This window comes from Yersinia sp. 2553 StPb PI, assembly GCF_052217105.1.
GTDB classification, from domain to species: Bacteria; Pseudomonadota; Gammaproteobacteria; order Enterobacterales; family Enterobacteriaceae; genus Yersinia; species Yersinia enterocolitica_E.
In genome coordinates this window covers 1259306-1274940 of record NZ_JAZGPX010000002.1, presented here as the reverse complement: position 1 = coordinate 1274940, position 15635 = coordinate 1259306, and the positions used below count along the sequence as shown (strand labels likewise).

Genomic DNA, 15635 nt, shown 5'->3' with positions numbered 1-15635 from the left:
ACTCAAAACGGCTGGCCCATCTGGGTACAGCCGTTTTTTAATACAATCCGTTTTTAATACAATCCGTTTTTAATACAATCCATTTATAGCAACGTATTGCTCTGTTGCTTACTCTTCTTCGCTGTTATCACTGACTGGCCGCTTACTGCTTAAACCATATTCGCGCAACTTGTTGGCAATCGCGGTATGCGAGACGCCAAGGCGCTTGGCCAATTTACGTGTACTGGGATAATTACGATAAAGACGGGTCAGCACTGAGCGTTCAAAGCGTTTGCTGATGTCATCAAGCGAACCATCAAGCACTTCGTCCCCCAGTACGGCTTCAACTTCGAACTCCGGCAAGATAATGTCCTGGGGCCGTAGTTCGAAACCGTCCAATTGGGTCAGAGCGCGATAAATGGCATTTTTCAACTGCCGTACATTGCCGGGCCAACCATAATTAGTCAGAAAACTGCTCAGTTCAGGAGCCAACTTCGGCCGTGGCACGCCTTGTTCGTCCGAAAAGCGGGCAACGAACAATTCGGTCAGTGGCATGATATCAGCCTGACGCTCACGCAATGGTGGCAAGGTGATAGTCAGCACATTAAGGCGATAATAGAGATCTTCACGAAACTCACCACGCTGAACCAACTCCACCAGGTTCTTTTGCGTGGCGCAAATAACCCGAACATCGACATGCACTTCATGTTCTTCCCCGACACGGCGGAAGGTACCATCGTTTAGGAATCGCAACAGTTTGATTTGCATGCGTGGCGACATTTCGCCGATTTCATCCAGTAGCACCGAGCCACCATTCGCCTGCTCAAAGAAGCCTTTTTTACCTTCGATGGCATTCGGGTAAGCCCCGGCTGCATAGCCGAATAGCTCGCTTTCTACCACATCGTCCGGCATTGAAGCACAATTAAGGCCAAGGAAAGGCATTTTCCCGCGCGGGCTACGCAAGTGACAGGCGTGAGCCAAGAGATCTTTACCAGTACCGGTATCACCGACCAATAGCAAGGGGGCATCCAGCATCGCCAATTTACGGGCTTGCTCAAGCACTTGGCGCATCTTAACGCTGGTGGCAACAATCTGTTTAAATTCAGTATCATCGTTAACTGATAAGATTTGTAACTGTTTACCCATGCGCGCCGTGGATTTTAACATCACCACTGCACCCACTGTTTGGTTCTGCTGATGCTCGTCTTCAAGCTCGATGGGGGTTATCTCCATCAGGTAATCCTGATTGTTGATCAACACCCGTTCGGTATGAGGCGCGGTTTCCCCCCCTTCAAACCAACGGGCAAAGTTATATCCCCCGAGCAGGCTGCCGGCAGTTTTGTGGCGAATACGCTCCTCATGAAGGGAGAAAAGCTCACGGGCCGCAGGGTTCGCTAACTCAAGATTACCTCTTAAATCAATGGAGAATACCGGTTCTGGCATCGATTCAAGTAACGCTCGCAGCGCGCGGTGTTCACGTTCTGATGGCATAAAGGAGACGGTTCGAACGTCTGTTACCCCCTCGATACGTCGAATATCCATCATTAAAGCACTGAATACACTGAAATCCAGTTGAGAAAAGTTCAGGTAAATACGCCCTATCGGATCAATTTCGATCCCCCGTAAATCAATGCTGCGTAAAACCAAGAGATCAAGTAACTCTCTGGTGAGACCGAGTCGGTCTTCACAAAAAACTTCCAAGCGCATCAGTATCGACCTTATATAGTGCAGGTGCGGAGTCTCTGCTTATGATAATACCCTGTCCCCCCTTGCTGATGAAGCAGTCTGTCAGCAAAAGTTGACAGGAATCGGGTTTTTGCTGATTTTTTCCCCGACCAATACTAGCAAGGTAAGATTTTCAGCGCCTGTGCGCTATACATCTAGCGAGTTATTAGTTTTTATAAGAATAATTCAGAATAATATAATGCCTGACTGTATCAGTCCCTTCGTCAAGGTGAGGTGACACTTTGCATTCCATCGGCCAACTGGCTATAGTAGAGGTAGCCATATGACCGAGGAGGTTACATGAGAGCTTATCAGCCTACCCCCACAACCAAGGCAGGGGCGCTCTGGCGTGAAATTGGTTTGCCGGCCAGTCGTGGCACGGTATTGGTGGATAGCATCAAATTGGGTTTTTCTGTCGATGTCATCGATAGCATCCATCTCTGGGCGTCCATACCTAAATCTGAAGTATTGCGTGCTACCGGTATTCCCAGCCGTAGTCTAACCCGCAGACGCACCCATGATGGCCGTTTCACACCGGAAGAAAGCGAGCGAATTGCGCGTTTCGTGCGAGTAATGGATGCCGCCGTTGATCTATTTGGTGGTGATAAAGGCAAAGCCATCGTCTGGATGTCGACGCCAATTAAGGGGCTTGGGCATCGCAGCCCTGACTCACTGCTGGAGACCGAAACCGGCGCACTAGAAATCTGTGATTTAATTGGCCGGCTGGAACACGGTGTATTTTCATAGCTGAGTGCCAGGAAGGATAAAAGTTCTATAGGGAAGATGACATGGATAAGTTCACAATTACTAGCAACCCGACGGGGCAATACTTATGATGCTCTATCGCATTGTGATGCGCCGTTATCTTGCTTCAACCTGGACCGGCTATGGCGCTGAAATCTATGGCGGCCGCTGGAATCATAAAGGCCACGCTGCCATCTATTTAGCCAGTAGTGTGTCACTGGCAATGCTGGAAACACTGGTGCATATTCAAGACAGCTCAACACTCAGTGAGTTTGAATTATTTCAAATTGAGATTGATGATAGCAATATCATGCTGTTACAGCCACAGGATTGGCCCATTGACTGGCGTAACGACCCCGCACCTGTCGCTACGATGGATATCGGCACCGAGTGGTTGGCATCAGAATCATCAATTGGATTACTGGTCCCGTCCACACTGGTGCCATCAGAACACAATATGCTGGTCAACCCACGCCACAAAGATTTTCAGACCTGTTTGAGTACCGCTAAAACACTCTCCTTCGCCTTCGATCCGCGATTGAAATAGCCAACCGGCTATGGCTTAGCTTGGTCTTTTTTCGGCAGCGTATTTTTCAATTGGCTAATCAACTGGCGGCGAAAATCTCCCAGTTTAGGTTTATCACCATCCAGCCATGGCAACGGGCGACATAGCTCCATCGCTTTGATACCCAGTCGGGCGGTCAGTAGCCCCGCCCCGATCCCTTGCGCCGCACGAGCCGATAAACGCGCGGCCAAATCCTGTGACAACCAGTCCATACCCACTTCTCGTACCAATTCGGAAGCCCCGGCAAAAGCAATGTTCAGTAACACTAAGCGGAATAACCGAATTCGGCTGAAATATCCCAATTCGATACCATACAAAGCAGCAATACGATTAATCAGACGAATATTACGCCAGGCGATAAAGGCCATATCCACCAACGCCAGAGGACTGACCGCAATCATTAATGCTGATTCAGCAGCGTAGCGGCTAATTTCTGCCCGTGCCTGATTATCCAGTGCTGGCTGTACCAGTTTGGCATATAACTCAACCACTTCTCGATCGTTATGCGTCTCATGCAAGGACGCCTGCCAACGTTGCAGTGCCGGATGCCCTTGATCCAGTCCGGCCTGACGCGCCAGTTTTTCACAAAAGGTGCGCCCTTGCCCGATACCGTGACTCACCAAGAGTTCACGGGCGATATCTCGCTCTTGTGCCCGCTGGCGTAAACGGTATAAGCGCCGCCACTCGGTCAACACCGAACCAACTCCGGCCACCACAATCAGCCCACCGGCAGTCGTTGCCCCCAGTGCTATCCAATCCTGCTGCTGCCAAGCCTGATTAACCCATTGCACTGACTGGGCAATTACACTGACACCAAAGAGTGCCAGTCCGGCCGTCACCATTTTGCGCCACAGACTGCGTTTGGGTTTCAGCGCAGCATTCACCAACCCTTCCACCCGCCCTTCTTCATCTTCAGCGTCTAGTTCAGGTGCCGCAGGGTAGAAGTTCTCCGCGGTTTGTTGATCAAAAGCCTGTGCTGCTTTTAATACTGGCTCATCAAGAGGCTGCAAAGGCTGTTCAAAATCTATCCGTGGTTTCAACGGCTCACTCATCGCAACTTATCTCCCAATAAGAACTCCATCACTGCATCCAGCCGAATATGGGGCAATGGGCTATCAACATTCACCGCTTGTGGACGAAATTCATCAAAATGAAAACCCTGTTGCTGCCAGAATGCCGGACCAGGCAAACGCGCCGGGACATCCCCCGGGAATACCGTCAGCGGTACACCATCCAGTAGGCGATGGCCACGCAATGCAGGGATTTTTTGCCCCTGATGTTCAACTATGCCACTTTCTGTCGCCTGTACCGATGCTAGCCCAACACAATCCATACTGATCCCTTCGAAAGCAGCATTTTGCCAGGCTTCCTGCACCAATTGCTGGAGTAACGATACTAGATTCGCGTGTTGATCCGCCGTCACGTGATCCGCTTTAGTCGCCGCAAACATCAGCTTATCGATACACGGCGAGAATAAGCGACGGAATAACGTTCGTTTTCCGTAATGGAAACTCTGCATTAATTGTGTCAGAGCCAGGCGCATATCGTTGAATGCCTGCGGCCCGCTGTTCAAGGGTTGCAAACAATCCACCAGCACAATTTGTCGATCAAATCGGACAAAATGTTCTTTATAAAAACCTTTCACCACCGAGTTGCAGTAATAGCTAAAACGGGTGCGTAACATACCCAAATTGGAATGTTTATCCGCCTGCGCCAGCCGTGATTCACTCAGTTCATTCACCTCCGGCCACGGGAAAAACTGTAGTGCAGGCGCACCAGCCATATCACCAGGCAGGACAAACCGCCCGGGTTGAATGAAATGCAGGCCTTCATTCTTGCAGCGAATAAGATAATCGGTATAGGCCTGTGCAATGGCCGCTAGCTGGTTTTCGTCTGCCGGTGCTAACGGATCACACTGCTGACACAATGTTAGCCAAGGTTTGGCCCACTGTGCGCGATCCCCTTGTAGTAGACCAGCCATCTGGCGGGACCAGCTTAAATAGTCCTGTTCCAACATAGGCAGGTCCAGTAACCATTCACCGGGGTAATCGACAATCTCCAAATAAAGTGTCGATGTCTCTTTAAAGTGGCGCAAAAGCGAATCACCAGAACGAAAGCGCAATGCTAAGCGAATTTCACTGACGCCACGGGTTGGGGTTGGCCAGTTTGGCGGTGTGCCATATAAAGACGCCAATCCTTCATCATAGGTAAAACGTTGAATACCCAAATCACGCTGCGGTACCCGTTTTACACCCAGTAGCCGCTCTTCGCGCACAGCCGAAAACAGCGGTAAACGTGCACCGCTGTGGACATGAAGTAATTGATTCACTAACGAAGTAATAAAGGCAGTTTTCCCGCTGCGGCTCAAGCCGGTTACCGCTAATCGCAGATGGCGATCCATCCCACGATTAACCAAAGACGTAATCTCATTTTGCAGTCGTTTCATGCTTCTCCTTGGCAAATTGGCCAGCAGCTGCCTGCATTGCGCGTTTTAACATTGGCTCGAGCAGCATCAGCAGCAACCAACGCAGGGGCTTGCGGCTCACACTCTTTACTATCAAGCCAGCCGCACTGGCTGGGCCATAGGCCAATGCAACAGTAAAGATAATTTTAACCAGTGACGTTAATACTACACCTGCACGTGAACGGGCGGGATTATTGTTCATCTTTTGCCCTCCGGCAGGCTGTATGGATAGGTAAGTAACATCTATGGGCAACATTCCCGGCTGCAATAATTGGTAACACTACAACTGGCGAAAACGGCTCTGGACACCAAAAGTCTCAGAGGTGACATAGCGCTCTACCTGGCGCAAACGCTGTTCCCCGGCGCCCAACTCAAACTCTAGTTGATCCAGCAGCTGACGAGGCGTTGCTTCATGCTGCCCATTAAAACTGGCTGCGGGGACCGGTTCCAGTATAAAAGTCAGTACGATATAGGCCGCGATAGTGAAAACAAACAAACCAAAGAACAGGGATAACACCACCATCACCCGAATCAATCGTACTGGAATATCAAAATAGTGGGCCAGACCAGCACACACCCCTTTGATCATGCCCTCTTCTGGCACCCGGTACAGTTTTTTGCCACTTAACATATTATTTTTAAAAACATCGCCCATTATGACTGCCTCCAGTTCGGATGTTGCGCATCAAGAATTTCTTCTAATGTTTGAATCCGTTCCCGCATCCGGCGAGCATCATCAGTTAACTGTGATAGGCGCTGCATATCCTGATGACTAAGCTGAGCGCCACTTTGCTGGCGATTGCTGTAATGCAGCCATAACCAAATAGGTGCGACAAACAGCACAAAAATGGTCAGTGGTATGGCAAGAAACAGGATACTCATTCGTTCCCCTTAATCATCTGGCGCGGGTATCCGCATTTTAATTATGGCAGGCCGCTTTATTGCTTACGGCCCGCCCGATATATTTTCGCCCCTAAAGCGATAAAACAGAGCAAAAGATAGGGCTTACGCAAATGGGTCAAGACCATTACTCAGCCGAATTCATTTTCGCTTTCAGTGCGGCCAACTGGTTACTGATTTCATCATCTGCTTTCAGTTCAGCAAACTGGCTTTCCAGCGACTTTTGTTTGCCGACCCCCACAGTTTCAGCCTCAGCTTCCATATGGTCAATACGCCGCTCGAATTGCTCAAAACGTGCCATAGCTTCGTCGAGTTTCCCACTATCGAGCTGGCGGCGCACATCGCGAGATGACGCAGCAGCCTGATGGCGCAGGGTCAGCGCCTGTTGTCTGGCGCGGGTTTCAGTTAGCTTACTTTCCAACTCGCTAATTTCATGTTTCATGCGGCTCAGTGTTTCTTCTACTGTGGCCACTTCACGGGTCAGTGTATCAATCAATGCAGCAACTTTTTGTTTTTCAATCAGTGCCGCGCGGGCTAAATCTTCTTTATCTTTACGCAGAGCCAGCTCGGCTTTTTCCTGCCACTCTTGCTGCTGACTTTCGCTGTGATCGATGCGACGCAACAACTGTTTTTTCTCAGCTAATGCGCGGGCAGATGTTGAACGAATTTCGACTAGTGTATCTTCCATTTCCTGAATCATCAGGCGTACTAACTTTTGTGGATCTTCCGCTTTATCTAGCAATGTATTGATGTTGGCATTCACGATATCGGCAAAGCGTGAAAAAATACCCATAATGTATGTCCTCTTTGACTTAATGGCTTTCTGAAATAGCGGCGTCTGGTTGCATCCATTCGCCTAACTCTTGTGGAATAACTATTATCAAGAGTCGTGCCAACTTTTCATTAGTTTTAATAAGTTGAAAAATAACAAAAAAATATTTTCTGCTTAAATTAAGATAGAATGTAAAGTGAGTGTTTTAACTAACTATTGGCGAATTTCATCATGAGCGAGCAATTAGAAAACCTGTTAGGCGAAGCAAACTCTTTTGTTGAAGTGCTGGAGCAAGTTTCCGGGCTGGCAAAGTTGAATAAGCCGGTGTTGGTGATTGGTGAACGAGGCACCGGTAAAGAGCTGATTGCGCACCGGTTACATTATTTATCAAACCGTTGGCAGGGGCCATTCATCTCACTTAACTGTGCCGCATTGAATGAAAACTTACTTGACTCAGAATTATTTGGTCATGAAGCGGGGGCGTTTACCGGTGCGCAGAAGCGCCATCTGGGGCGTTTTGAACGAGCAGATGGGGGTACGCTCTTTTTAGATGAACTGGCAACAGCGCCTATGTTAGTGCAGGAAAAATTACTGCGTGTGATTGAGTATGGTCATCTGGAGCGCGTTGGCGGCAGTCAGCCGTTGCAAGTGGATGTCCGGCTGGTTTGTGCTACCAATGACAATTTACCCGCTTTAGCGCAGGCAGGTAAATTCCGCGCCGACCTGCTGGACCGGCTCGCCTTTGATGTAGTGCAACTACCACCGTTACGTGAACGTCAGCAAGATATCATGTTACTCGCTGAACACTTTGCCATCCAGATGTGTAGAGAGTTAGGTCTGCCGCTATTTCCCGGTTTTACGCCACAAGCTAAACAGCAACTACTGGATTATGACTGGCCGGGTAATGTGCGGGAGTTGAAAAATGTGGTGGAACGTTCAGTTTATCGCCACGGGAATAGTGACCAATCACTGGATAATATCATTATTAATCCTTTCGCACCCCGACAGCCTCGTGAAAACAAAGCGCCGCAAATGGCAGACGTTCACGTTTCTGAACTTTCTCAATTGCCTCTCGACCTAAAGCAGTGGTTGCAAAACAGTGAACAACAAATGTTGAAACACGCTTTGGAACAGGCGCGGTTCAATCAACGCAAAGCGGCGAGTTTACTCGGGCTAACCTACCATCAGTTACGTGGCATGTTAAAGAAACATGCTATTTTAAGCGGTGATATCGGTCAGTAGAAAAGAATTAGCTTCTCATTTCGTTCAGTGCAGAGGATAATAACCGGCTGATCTGAGCGAAAAGCTAATGAACCCCCTCCAGCCCCCGTAGATATTTACCTTTAACACAGACATCGACAGGGAGATTAATTAAGTAAGCGGCTTGTGCAAAACTGGATAGCCCTTTCGCTCCATTACCATTAACTTTATCTTCTGCTATAGTTCCATACCATTTATCATCTATTTTAATATTAATCGCATTAAGCGACATATCATCCGGTCGCCACATAATAGTCGCATTATATTTTTTAATTATCTGATTATAAATCATCATGCTGTTATCAGCATCACATTGTGATTTTAAATCTCCAGGTTTAGTCGCCAATACCGAACTACAAAATAACACAATGGCCCCATAAATAACCACCTTCATAATATAACCTCTACATATTAGGAATATTAACTTTATAAAATAGCGATTAACTTAAACATTCTGCCATGACCTCGATAAATTGAATCTATACCCCGCTTGTGGTTCGTTGACTTCATACTGCCAAAACACGCCCTGACCATCGGTCTTATTCCCATTCTTAACATCCAGACTCGCATTATATTCAGAGTCGACGGTATTATTAAAGCATTGCGATAAGGATTCGCACTGGCACTCGATCGTGTTTGCCGATACAAAGGGTTAGGCATAAACTCATTAGCGATAACTTTGCCCTGACGCAACAGGTATGAAGTTGCTGACATAATTTGTTCTCCTAAAATTCTGCTATGCGCCATCCATTCCGATAAGAACGGCGAATAGCGAAAAATATGGTGAAGCTCCTGTTGCATACCACTCGCCCCCACGCGTAATATAAAATTCAATGTATAATCTGCGCTATACATATTACTATCAGCCCTTATCTGATAAAGATAAACCAGTGCATCACTGCCTATTGTCGTTTGTGTTTTTTTCAAAACTCTCTCTAAATAATTATAAGCAAATATTTTATCGGCTGTAGTGGAAATAAATATACTATCCGCTGATGTGGCATGGTCACCACGGCAACTTCTGCCACTAAGGTGTTCTACTACAGAATCATTATCACCTAAAGAGTGAAAACCCTGACTGAATATCTCTTGATAATCGCGGGTATCAACACGCCAAACAATATCCGGCGGTTTAGCCCAACCACTCATACTTATTATATAAGAAATAAACAATAAAACCATTAATTGACATCGTTTCATAACGCCACCAGACTATATAAATACAGTTTCAGCACTAATATTTTTCATTTATTAATATAGCAATGGATGTATTGATTTCATAATACAAAAAAACTGAGTGCACACAGGATAAATATCATTATCATTTATAATTAAATCGTGATCGAACGTCAGTACACATAACATATGAAAGGACCAGGCGACGCCAGGCAAAAAAAAAGCCAGCACCCGAGCTGGCTTAAAAAACACTGGAAGCAATGTGAGCAATGTCGTGCTTTCCTGTCTAAAACCAGAAGCTACTGGCCTTATCTCGAAGAGCAAAATGATGATAATGGTTATCAATAGCACTTGCAAACACTTTGTTGAGAATTTTTCTCATTCCCGCACTGATTATGATGGAATTATACTCAATTACAGCATCGAACACCGCCGCCGCCGCCCATTGCTCTCACTACATCCTCGCGTATAAACAACAATTTGCTGTTTATTCACCTCGATTGCTGCAACAACCAGCAGACAGTGCAGTTGTTTTACTCAATGGATTGGGGGGAGTGTCAGATTACGGTACACTAAGAGTATTGCTTACTTACTGCGAAGCGTTTATGCGTGCTTTACTTATTTGCTTGCTGTCGTTGTCTTGCCTTGCGACATCAGCGCTGGCGCAACCCGCCCCGGCCCCTCAACCCGCTCAACCGCTGCCGGATATCCGCCAACGTGGCTTCGTCTATTGTGTCAGCGGGATACTCAATACCTTTAATCCGCAGATGGCCAGTAGCGGATTGACCATCGATACCCTGGCAGCACAACTTTACGACCGCCTGCTGGACGTTGACCCGTATACCTACCGTTTAATCCCTGAACTAGCTGAAAGTTGGCAAGTGCTGGATAACGGCGCGACATATCGTTTTCATTTACGTAAAGACGTCTCCTTCCAGACCACCGATTGGTTTACCCCAACCCGGATGATGAACGCAGATGATGTGATATTCAGCTTTCAGCGGGTATTTGACTCACAACACCCCTACCACCATGTCAATGGTGGCGAGTATCCTTACTTCGACAGTTTACAATTTGCCGACGCAGTGCAAAGTGTCAAAAAACTGGATGATTATACGGTTGAATTTAAGCTGAAGGCTCCAGATGCCTCCTTCCTTTGGCATCTGGCTACCCATTATGCACCAGTACTCTCTGCCGAGTACGCCGACGTGTTGACCCAAAAAGGCCGACAAGAGCAGATCGATCGTGAGCCTGTGGGGACCGGTCCCTTCTTGTTGAACGAATATCGCTCCGGGCAATACATTCGTCTGTTCCGTAACAGTGATTATTGGAAAGGTTTACCGCGCATGCCGCAGGTGGTTATCGATCTGGGTGCGGGTGGTACTGGCCGCTTATCCAAACTACTGACCGGCGAGTGTGATGTGTTGGCCTATCCAGCAGCCAGCCAATTATCCATTTTACGAGATGACCCTCGCCTGCGTCTGACACTGCGCCCAGGGATGAATGTAGCTTATTTGGCATTCAACACCCGTAAGCCACCACTCAACGATCAGCGGGTGCGGCAGGCGATCGCATTATCGATTAACAACCAGCGATTAATGCAGTCAATCTATTACGGTACCGCTGAGACCGCAGCGTCTATTTTACCTCGTGCATCATGGGCATATGACAATCAGGCCCAGGTAACCGAATATAATCCAGAAAAAGCTAAAGAGATTCTAAAACAGCTTGGATTGACTAATTTACAATTCAATCTATGGGTGCCGACCGCCTCGCAATCTTATAATCCCAGCCCATTAAAAACGGCGGAACTGATTCAGGCTGATTTGGCTCAGGTGGGGATTACGGTCAATATAGTGCCGGTCGAAGGCCGATTCCAAGAGGCGCGGCTGATGGAGATGAATCACGACCTGACGCTGACAGGGTGGTCGACAGACAGTAATGACCCAGACAGTTTCTTCCGCCCGCTATTAAGCTGTGCGGCAATTCGTTCGCAAACAAACTATGCTCATTGGTGTGATCCGGCGTTTGATGAATTGCTACAAAAAGCATTACGTTCCCAGCAATTATCCGCGCGTATTGAATATTATCAGCAAGCTCAGCGTATTTTGGAGCAACAATTGCCACTGTTGCCATTAGCATCTTCATTACGGTTACAGGCATACCGTTATGATATTAAAGGTTTGGTATTAAGCCCGTTTGGCAATTCTTCTTTTGCTGGCGTGTTCCGTGAGAGCAATGAGGGCAAAAAACCATGATTATCTTCACCTTACGCCGCTTATTACTATTAGTGATAACGTTGTTTATGTTGTCACTGGTCAGTTTTAGCCTGAGCTACTTTACCCCTCATGCGCCGTTAAATGGCGCATCCTTAATGGATGCTTACCGCTTCTATTTCAATAGCCTGTTTCAGTGGGACTTCGGGGTTTCTAGCATCAATGGTCAACCTATTAGCGAGCAATTGCGTGAAGCCTTCCCCGCCACCATGGAATTATGTGTACTGGCCTTTACACTGGCCCTATTTGTTGGTATTCCGCTGGGGATTATTGCCGGTGTGATGCGCGGGAAATGGGCTGATATCGCCATCAGTTCTGTCGCATTACTTGGTTTCTCAATTCCTGTATTCTGGTTGGCGCTGCTGTTGATGTTGTTCTTTTCACTGCATTTAGGTTGGCTGCCGGTTTCTGGCCGGTTTGACCTGTTATATCAAGTGAAACCGGTCACTGGTTTGGCTCTGGTCGATGCATGGCTATCACCTTCGCCGTATCGCAAAGAGATGATGCTCAGCGCTGTGCAGCATATGATCCTGCCAATCACCGCACTGGCGGTGGCCCCAACGACCGAAGTCATTCGCCTTATGCGCACCAGTACCGATGATGTTATTGGGCAAAACTACATTAAAGCCGCCGCCACTCGCGGCCTATCACGCTTTACCATTATTCGCCGCCATGTGCTGCATAATGCATTGCCGCCCATCATTCCAAAACTGGGGTTACAGTTTTCCACCATGCTGACGTTAGCGATGATAACCGAAGTGGTGTTTAACTGGCCGGGATTGGGCCGTTGGTTGATAAACGCCATTCGCCAGCAGGATTACGCCGCCATTTCTGCAGGGGTAATGGTGGTCGGGTCGTTGGTTATCGTCATTAACGTCCTGTCAGATATTCTGGGTGCAATGATGACACCGCTAAAGCATAAGGAATGGTATGCCCTTCGATAATGTCTACCGTGAGAAGAAAATGCCCAGCCCGTTGCTGTATACCTGGCGGCTTTTTTATGGCGATGCCTTGGCAATGGTGGGCTTCTACGGCGTACTCGCCCTCTTGGTGCTTTGTGTGTTGGGCAATACACTGGCACCCTATGCCCTTGACCAACAGTTTTTGGGCTACCAACTGCTCCCGCCCTCTTGGTCACGCTATGGCAACGTTTCGTTCTTCCTTGGCACTGATGATCTCGGCCGCGATATTTTAAGCCGATTATTGGCAGGAACCGCATCGACTTATGGCTCGGCACTGTTAGTCACACTGGCTGCGGCGCTGTGTGGCGTGATCCTTGGTGTATTTGCCGGTATCACTCACGGCTTTCGCTCCGCTATTCTTAATCATGTACTGGATACCCTGCTCTCTATTCCGTCGCTGCTGCTGGCCATCATTGTGGTCGCCTTTGTCGGGCCGAGTTTAGAACATGCCATGTTCGCGGTTTGGCTGGCACTGCTACCCCGAATGGTACGAACCATTTATAGCGCCGTACATGATGAGTTGGATAAAGAATATGTTATTGCCGCCCGTTTAGATGGCGCGTCTACCCCTCATATTCTGGCTTATGCTATTTTCCCCAATATTGCCGCTATTTTGGTCACTGAATTTACCCGGGCACTATCAATGGCAATTTTGGATATTGCTGCGTTGGGTTTTTTGGATTTAGGCGCACAATTGCCCTCACCGGAATGGGGAGCGATGCTGGGGGACTCACTTGATTTAGTCTATGTCGCCCCGTGGACCGTGATGTTGCCGGGTGGCGCGATTTTAGTCAGCGTACTGCTAGTTAACCTGTTGGGTGACGGCATGCGCCGGGCAATTAATGCGGGGGTGGAATAATGCCGTTACTTGATATTCGTAACCTCACCATTGAATTTATGACCTCTGAAGGGATGGTCAAAGCGGTTGATCGCATCAGTATTACCCTGACTGAGGGTGAAGTTCGTGGTCTGGTGGGTGAATCCGGTTCAGGTAAAAGTTTAATCGCCAAAGCTATCTGTGGGGTCAGTAAAGATAACTGGCGCATTACCGCTGACCGTTTTCGCTTTGACGACATCGATCTGTTGCAATTGACCCCACGCGAACGACGCAAGGTGATCGGCCATAATATCTCGATGATTTTTCAGGAACCGCAATCCTGTCTGGATCCCTCAGAAAATATTGGTCAGCAATTGATACAAGCGATACCGGGCTGGACCTATAAAGGTCGCTGGTGGCAACGTTTTCATTGGCGCAAACGGCGGGCAATTGAGTTGCTGCACCGTGTAGGGATTAAAGACCACACAGATATTATGCGCAGTTATCCCTATGAGCTGACTGAAGGTGAATGCCAAAAGGTGATGATTGCCATTGCACTGGCTAATCAACCTCGGCTGCTTATCGCCGATGAACCTACCAATGCCATGGAACCCACCACTCAGGCACAAATTTTCCGTCTGCTGGCGCGACTTAATCAGAATAACAACACCACTATTTTGCTGATAAGCCATGACTTGCAGATGATGAGTAAATGGGCGAATCGGGTTAACGTGCTGTATTGCGGCCAAACTGTGGAAAGTGCCGTTTGCGAAGACCTGCTGGCCGCCCCCCACCACCCTTATACTCAGGCGCTGATCCGTGCCATGCCCGATTTTGGCCGCTCCCTGCCACATAAAAGTCGCTTAAATACCTTGCCTGGGGCTATTCCATCACTGGAGCATTTGCCCGTTGGCTGTCGTCTTGGGCCTCGCTGCCCTTATGCGCAAAAAACCTGTATTGAAACACCGCGCTTGCGGCTGGTAAAAAACCACGCCTTTGCCTGCCACTTCCCCTTAAATCTGGAGGAGCAATAATGGCAGAGACTCTGCTCGAAGTCCGTAATCTGAGCAAAACCTTCCGCTACCGCACCGGGTTATTTCGTCGTCAGCATGTGGAAGCAGTCAAATCGGTCAGTTTTACTTTACGCGAAGGCCAGACCCTGGCGGTGATTGGTGAGAACGGTTCCGGTAAATCCACCTTGGCAAAAATGCTGTCGGGCATGATTGAACCAACGGATGGTGAATTGCTGATTGACGATCATCGCCTGTCCTACGGTGATTATGCTTACCGCAGCCAACGTATCCGTATGATTTTTCAGGATCCGAGCACCTCACTTAACCCGCGTCAGCGCATCGGCCAGTTGTTGGATGCGCCACTGAAATTGAACACTGATTTAGACGCGGTGGCTCGTGAGCAACGAATCTATCAGACCTTGCGGCAAGTGGGATTACTGCCCGATCACGCTAACTATTATCCGCATATGTTGGCGTCCGGCCAGAAGCAGCGTATCGCACTGGCACGGGCACTTATCCTGCAACCTAAAGTGATTGTTGCCGATGAAGCACTGGCGTCTTTGGATATGTCCATGCGCTCACAGATTATTAATCTGATGCTGGAATTACAGGAAAAACATGGCATATCTTATATTTATGTCACCCAGCACTTAGGCATGATGAAACATATCAGCGATCAGGTGATTGTGATGCATGAAGGAGAAGTGGTGGAGCGTGGTAGCACGGCCGAGGTGCTGGCATCCCCGCTGCACGATCTGACTAAGCGGCTGATTTCCAGCCACTTTGGTGAAGCTTTAACCGCCGATGCCTGGCGGCGGGACTCAGGCCATTTTTAGGCGGGTTTTCTGCCCTGCCATTTACCTCCACGATCACCCATTCCGCGCTCACCTCAGCGCGGATTTTTTCCTGCTTCTTTAGTCATTTATTCGCTAACGTAACAACATTTTTGTTATATATAATAATATGTTATTACTTTTAGTTA

Annotated in this window: 17 protein-coding genes; 8 read left to right on the top strand and 9 right to left on the bottom strand. The window is 48.2% G+C overall.

All coding sequences use genetic code 11. From position 1 onward, the window contains the following. Positions 1-108 precede the first annotated feature (108 nt). Positions 109-1686, bottom strand: coding sequence for a transcriptional regulator TyrR (gene tyrR / locus V2A84_RS07165; protein ID WP_083158774.1), 1578 nt, complete (start codon positions 1684-1686; stop codon positions 109-111). A 318-nt stretch (positions 1687-2004) separates the two neighbouring features. Between tyrR and V2A84_RS07160 the strand changes: the two genes are divergently transcribed. Together V2A84_RS07160 and V2A84_RS07155 are read left to right on the top strand one after the other, a co-directional pair. Further along, positions 2005-2451, top strand: a complete 447-nt coding sequence (locus tag V2A84_RS07160; protein WP_083158773.1) for a DUF2384 domain-containing protein — start codon at positions 2005-2007, stop codon at positions 2449-2451. Positions 2452-2536: 85 nt separating this feature from the next. Next, the gene (locus V2A84_RS07155) at positions 2537-2995 is read left to right on the top strand and encodes an RES family NAD+ phosphorylase (protein WP_083158772.1); all 459 of its coding nucleotides are present in this window, start codon (positions 2537-2539) and stop codon (positions 2993-2995) included. A gap of 8 nt (positions 2996-3003) precedes the next feature. Here the strand turns inward: V2A84_RS07155 and V2A84_RS07150 are convergent, their stop codons facing one another. The 6 genes from V2A84_RS07150 to pspA all read right to left on the bottom strand — a co-directional run bounded on the left by V2A84_RS07150 (position 3004) and on the right by pspA (position 7170). Next, a complete protein-coding gene (locus V2A84_RS07150; protein WP_083158771.1) occupies positions 3004-4065 on the bottom strand; it encodes a YcjF family protein in 1062 nt (353 codons plus the stop codon). After that, positions 4062-5459: a YcjX family protein gene (locus tag V2A84_RS07145; protein ID WP_083158770.1), complete on the bottom strand. Its 1398-nt coding sequence runs from the start codon at positions 5457-5459 to the stop codon at positions 4062-4064. The genes V2A84_RS07150 and V2A84_RS07145 overlap by 4 nt, the downstream gene beginning before the upstream one ends. Beyond that, positions 5440-5679 carry a phage shock protein PspD gene (pspD, locus tag V2A84_RS07140; RefSeq protein WP_083158769.1) on the bottom strand — a complete coding sequence of 80 codons (240 nt, stop codon included), beginning with the start codon at positions 5677-5679 and terminating at the stop codon, positions 5440-5442. The genes V2A84_RS07145 and pspD overlap by 20 nt, the downstream gene beginning before the upstream one ends. A 78-nt stretch (positions 5680-5757) precedes the next feature. Next, positions 5758-6132 carry an envelope stress response membrane protein PspC gene (gene pspC / locus V2A84_RS07135; RefSeq protein ID WP_193784654.1) on the bottom strand — a complete coding sequence of 125 codons (375 nt, stop codon included), beginning with the start codon at positions 6130-6132 and terminating at the stop codon, positions 5758-5760. After that, positions 6132-6359: an envelope stress response membrane protein PspB gene (gene pspB / locus V2A84_RS07130; RefSeq protein ID WP_032906081.1), complete on the bottom strand. Its 228-nt coding sequence runs from the start codon at positions 6357-6359 to the stop codon at positions 6132-6134. The genes pspC and pspB overlap by 1 nt, the downstream gene beginning before the upstream one ends. A gap of 145 nt (positions 6360-6504) precedes the next feature. Beyond that, positions 6505-7170: a phage shock protein PspA gene (gene pspA, locus V2A84_RS07125; protein ID WP_083158768.1), complete on the bottom strand. Its 666-nt coding sequence runs from the start codon at positions 7168-7170 to the stop codon at positions 6505-6507. A 210-nt stretch (positions 7171-7380) separates the two neighbouring features. On the opposite strand from pspA, the gene pspF reads away from it, so the two are divergent. Next, the gene (pspF, locus tag V2A84_RS07120; protein ID WP_083158767.1) at positions 7381-8391 is read left to right on the top strand and encodes a phage shock protein operon transcriptional activator; all 1011 of its coding nucleotides are present in this window, start codon (positions 7381-7383) and stop codon (positions 8389-8391) included. A gap of 64 nt (positions 8392-8455) precedes the next feature. Here the strand turns inward: pspF and ytxB are convergent, their stop codons facing one another. Further along, the gene (gene ytxB / locus V2A84_RS07115) at positions 8456-8803 is read right to left on the bottom strand and encodes a putative AB5 enterotoxin binding subunit YtxB (RefSeq protein ID WP_083158766.1); all 348 of its coding nucleotides are present in this window, start codon (positions 8801-8803) and stop codon (positions 8456-8458) included. A 32-nt stretch (positions 8804-8835) separates the two neighbouring features. Continuing rightward, positions 8836-9609 carry a putative AB5 enterotoxin ADP-ribosylating subunit YtxA gene (gene ytxA, locus V2A84_RS07110; RefSeq protein WP_102970402.1) on the bottom strand — a complete coding sequence of 258 codons (774 nt, stop codon included), beginning with the start codon at positions 9607-9609 and terminating at the stop codon, positions 8836-8838. Between the two features lie 581 nt (positions 9610-10190). Here ytxA and sapA point away from each other — a divergent pair. Genes sapA through sapF form a run of 5 tightly spaced genes read left to right on the top strand, consistent with a single transcriptional unit; the run spans position 10191 to position 15489 of the window. Further along, positions 10191-11843, top strand: coding sequence for an ABC transporter substrate-binding protein SapA (gene sapA, locus V2A84_RS07105; protein WP_083158765.1), 1653 nt, complete (start codon positions 10191-10193; stop codon positions 11841-11843). Next, complete coding sequence (sapB, locus tag V2A84_RS07100; protein ID WP_083158764.1) at positions 11840-12805, top strand: putrescine export ABC transporter permease SapB; 966 nt, start codon at positions 11840-11842, stop codon at positions 12803-12805. The genes sapA and sapB overlap by 4 nt, the downstream gene beginning before the upstream one ends. Beyond that, a complete protein-coding gene (gene sapC, locus V2A84_RS07095; RefSeq protein ID WP_083158763.1) occupies positions 12792-13682 on the top strand; it encodes a putrescine export ABC transporter permease SapC in 891 nt (296 codons plus the stop codon). The genes sapB and sapC overlap by 14 nt, the downstream gene beginning before the upstream one ends. Then, positions 13682-14674, top strand: a complete 993-nt coding sequence (gene sapD, locus V2A84_RS07090; protein ID WP_083158762.1) for a putrescine export ABC transporter ATP-binding protein SapD — start codon at positions 13682-13684, stop codon at positions 14672-14674. The genes sapC and sapD overlap by 1 nt, the downstream gene beginning before the upstream one ends. Then, a complete protein-coding gene (gene sapF / locus V2A84_RS07085; RefSeq protein ID WP_032906086.1) occupies positions 14674-15489 on the top strand; it encodes a putrescine export ABC transporter ATP-binding protein SapF in 816 nt (271 codons plus the stop codon). Before sapD ends, sapF begins: the two co-directional genes overlap by 1 nt. The last annotated feature ends 146 nt before the right edge of the window (positions 15490-15635 follow it).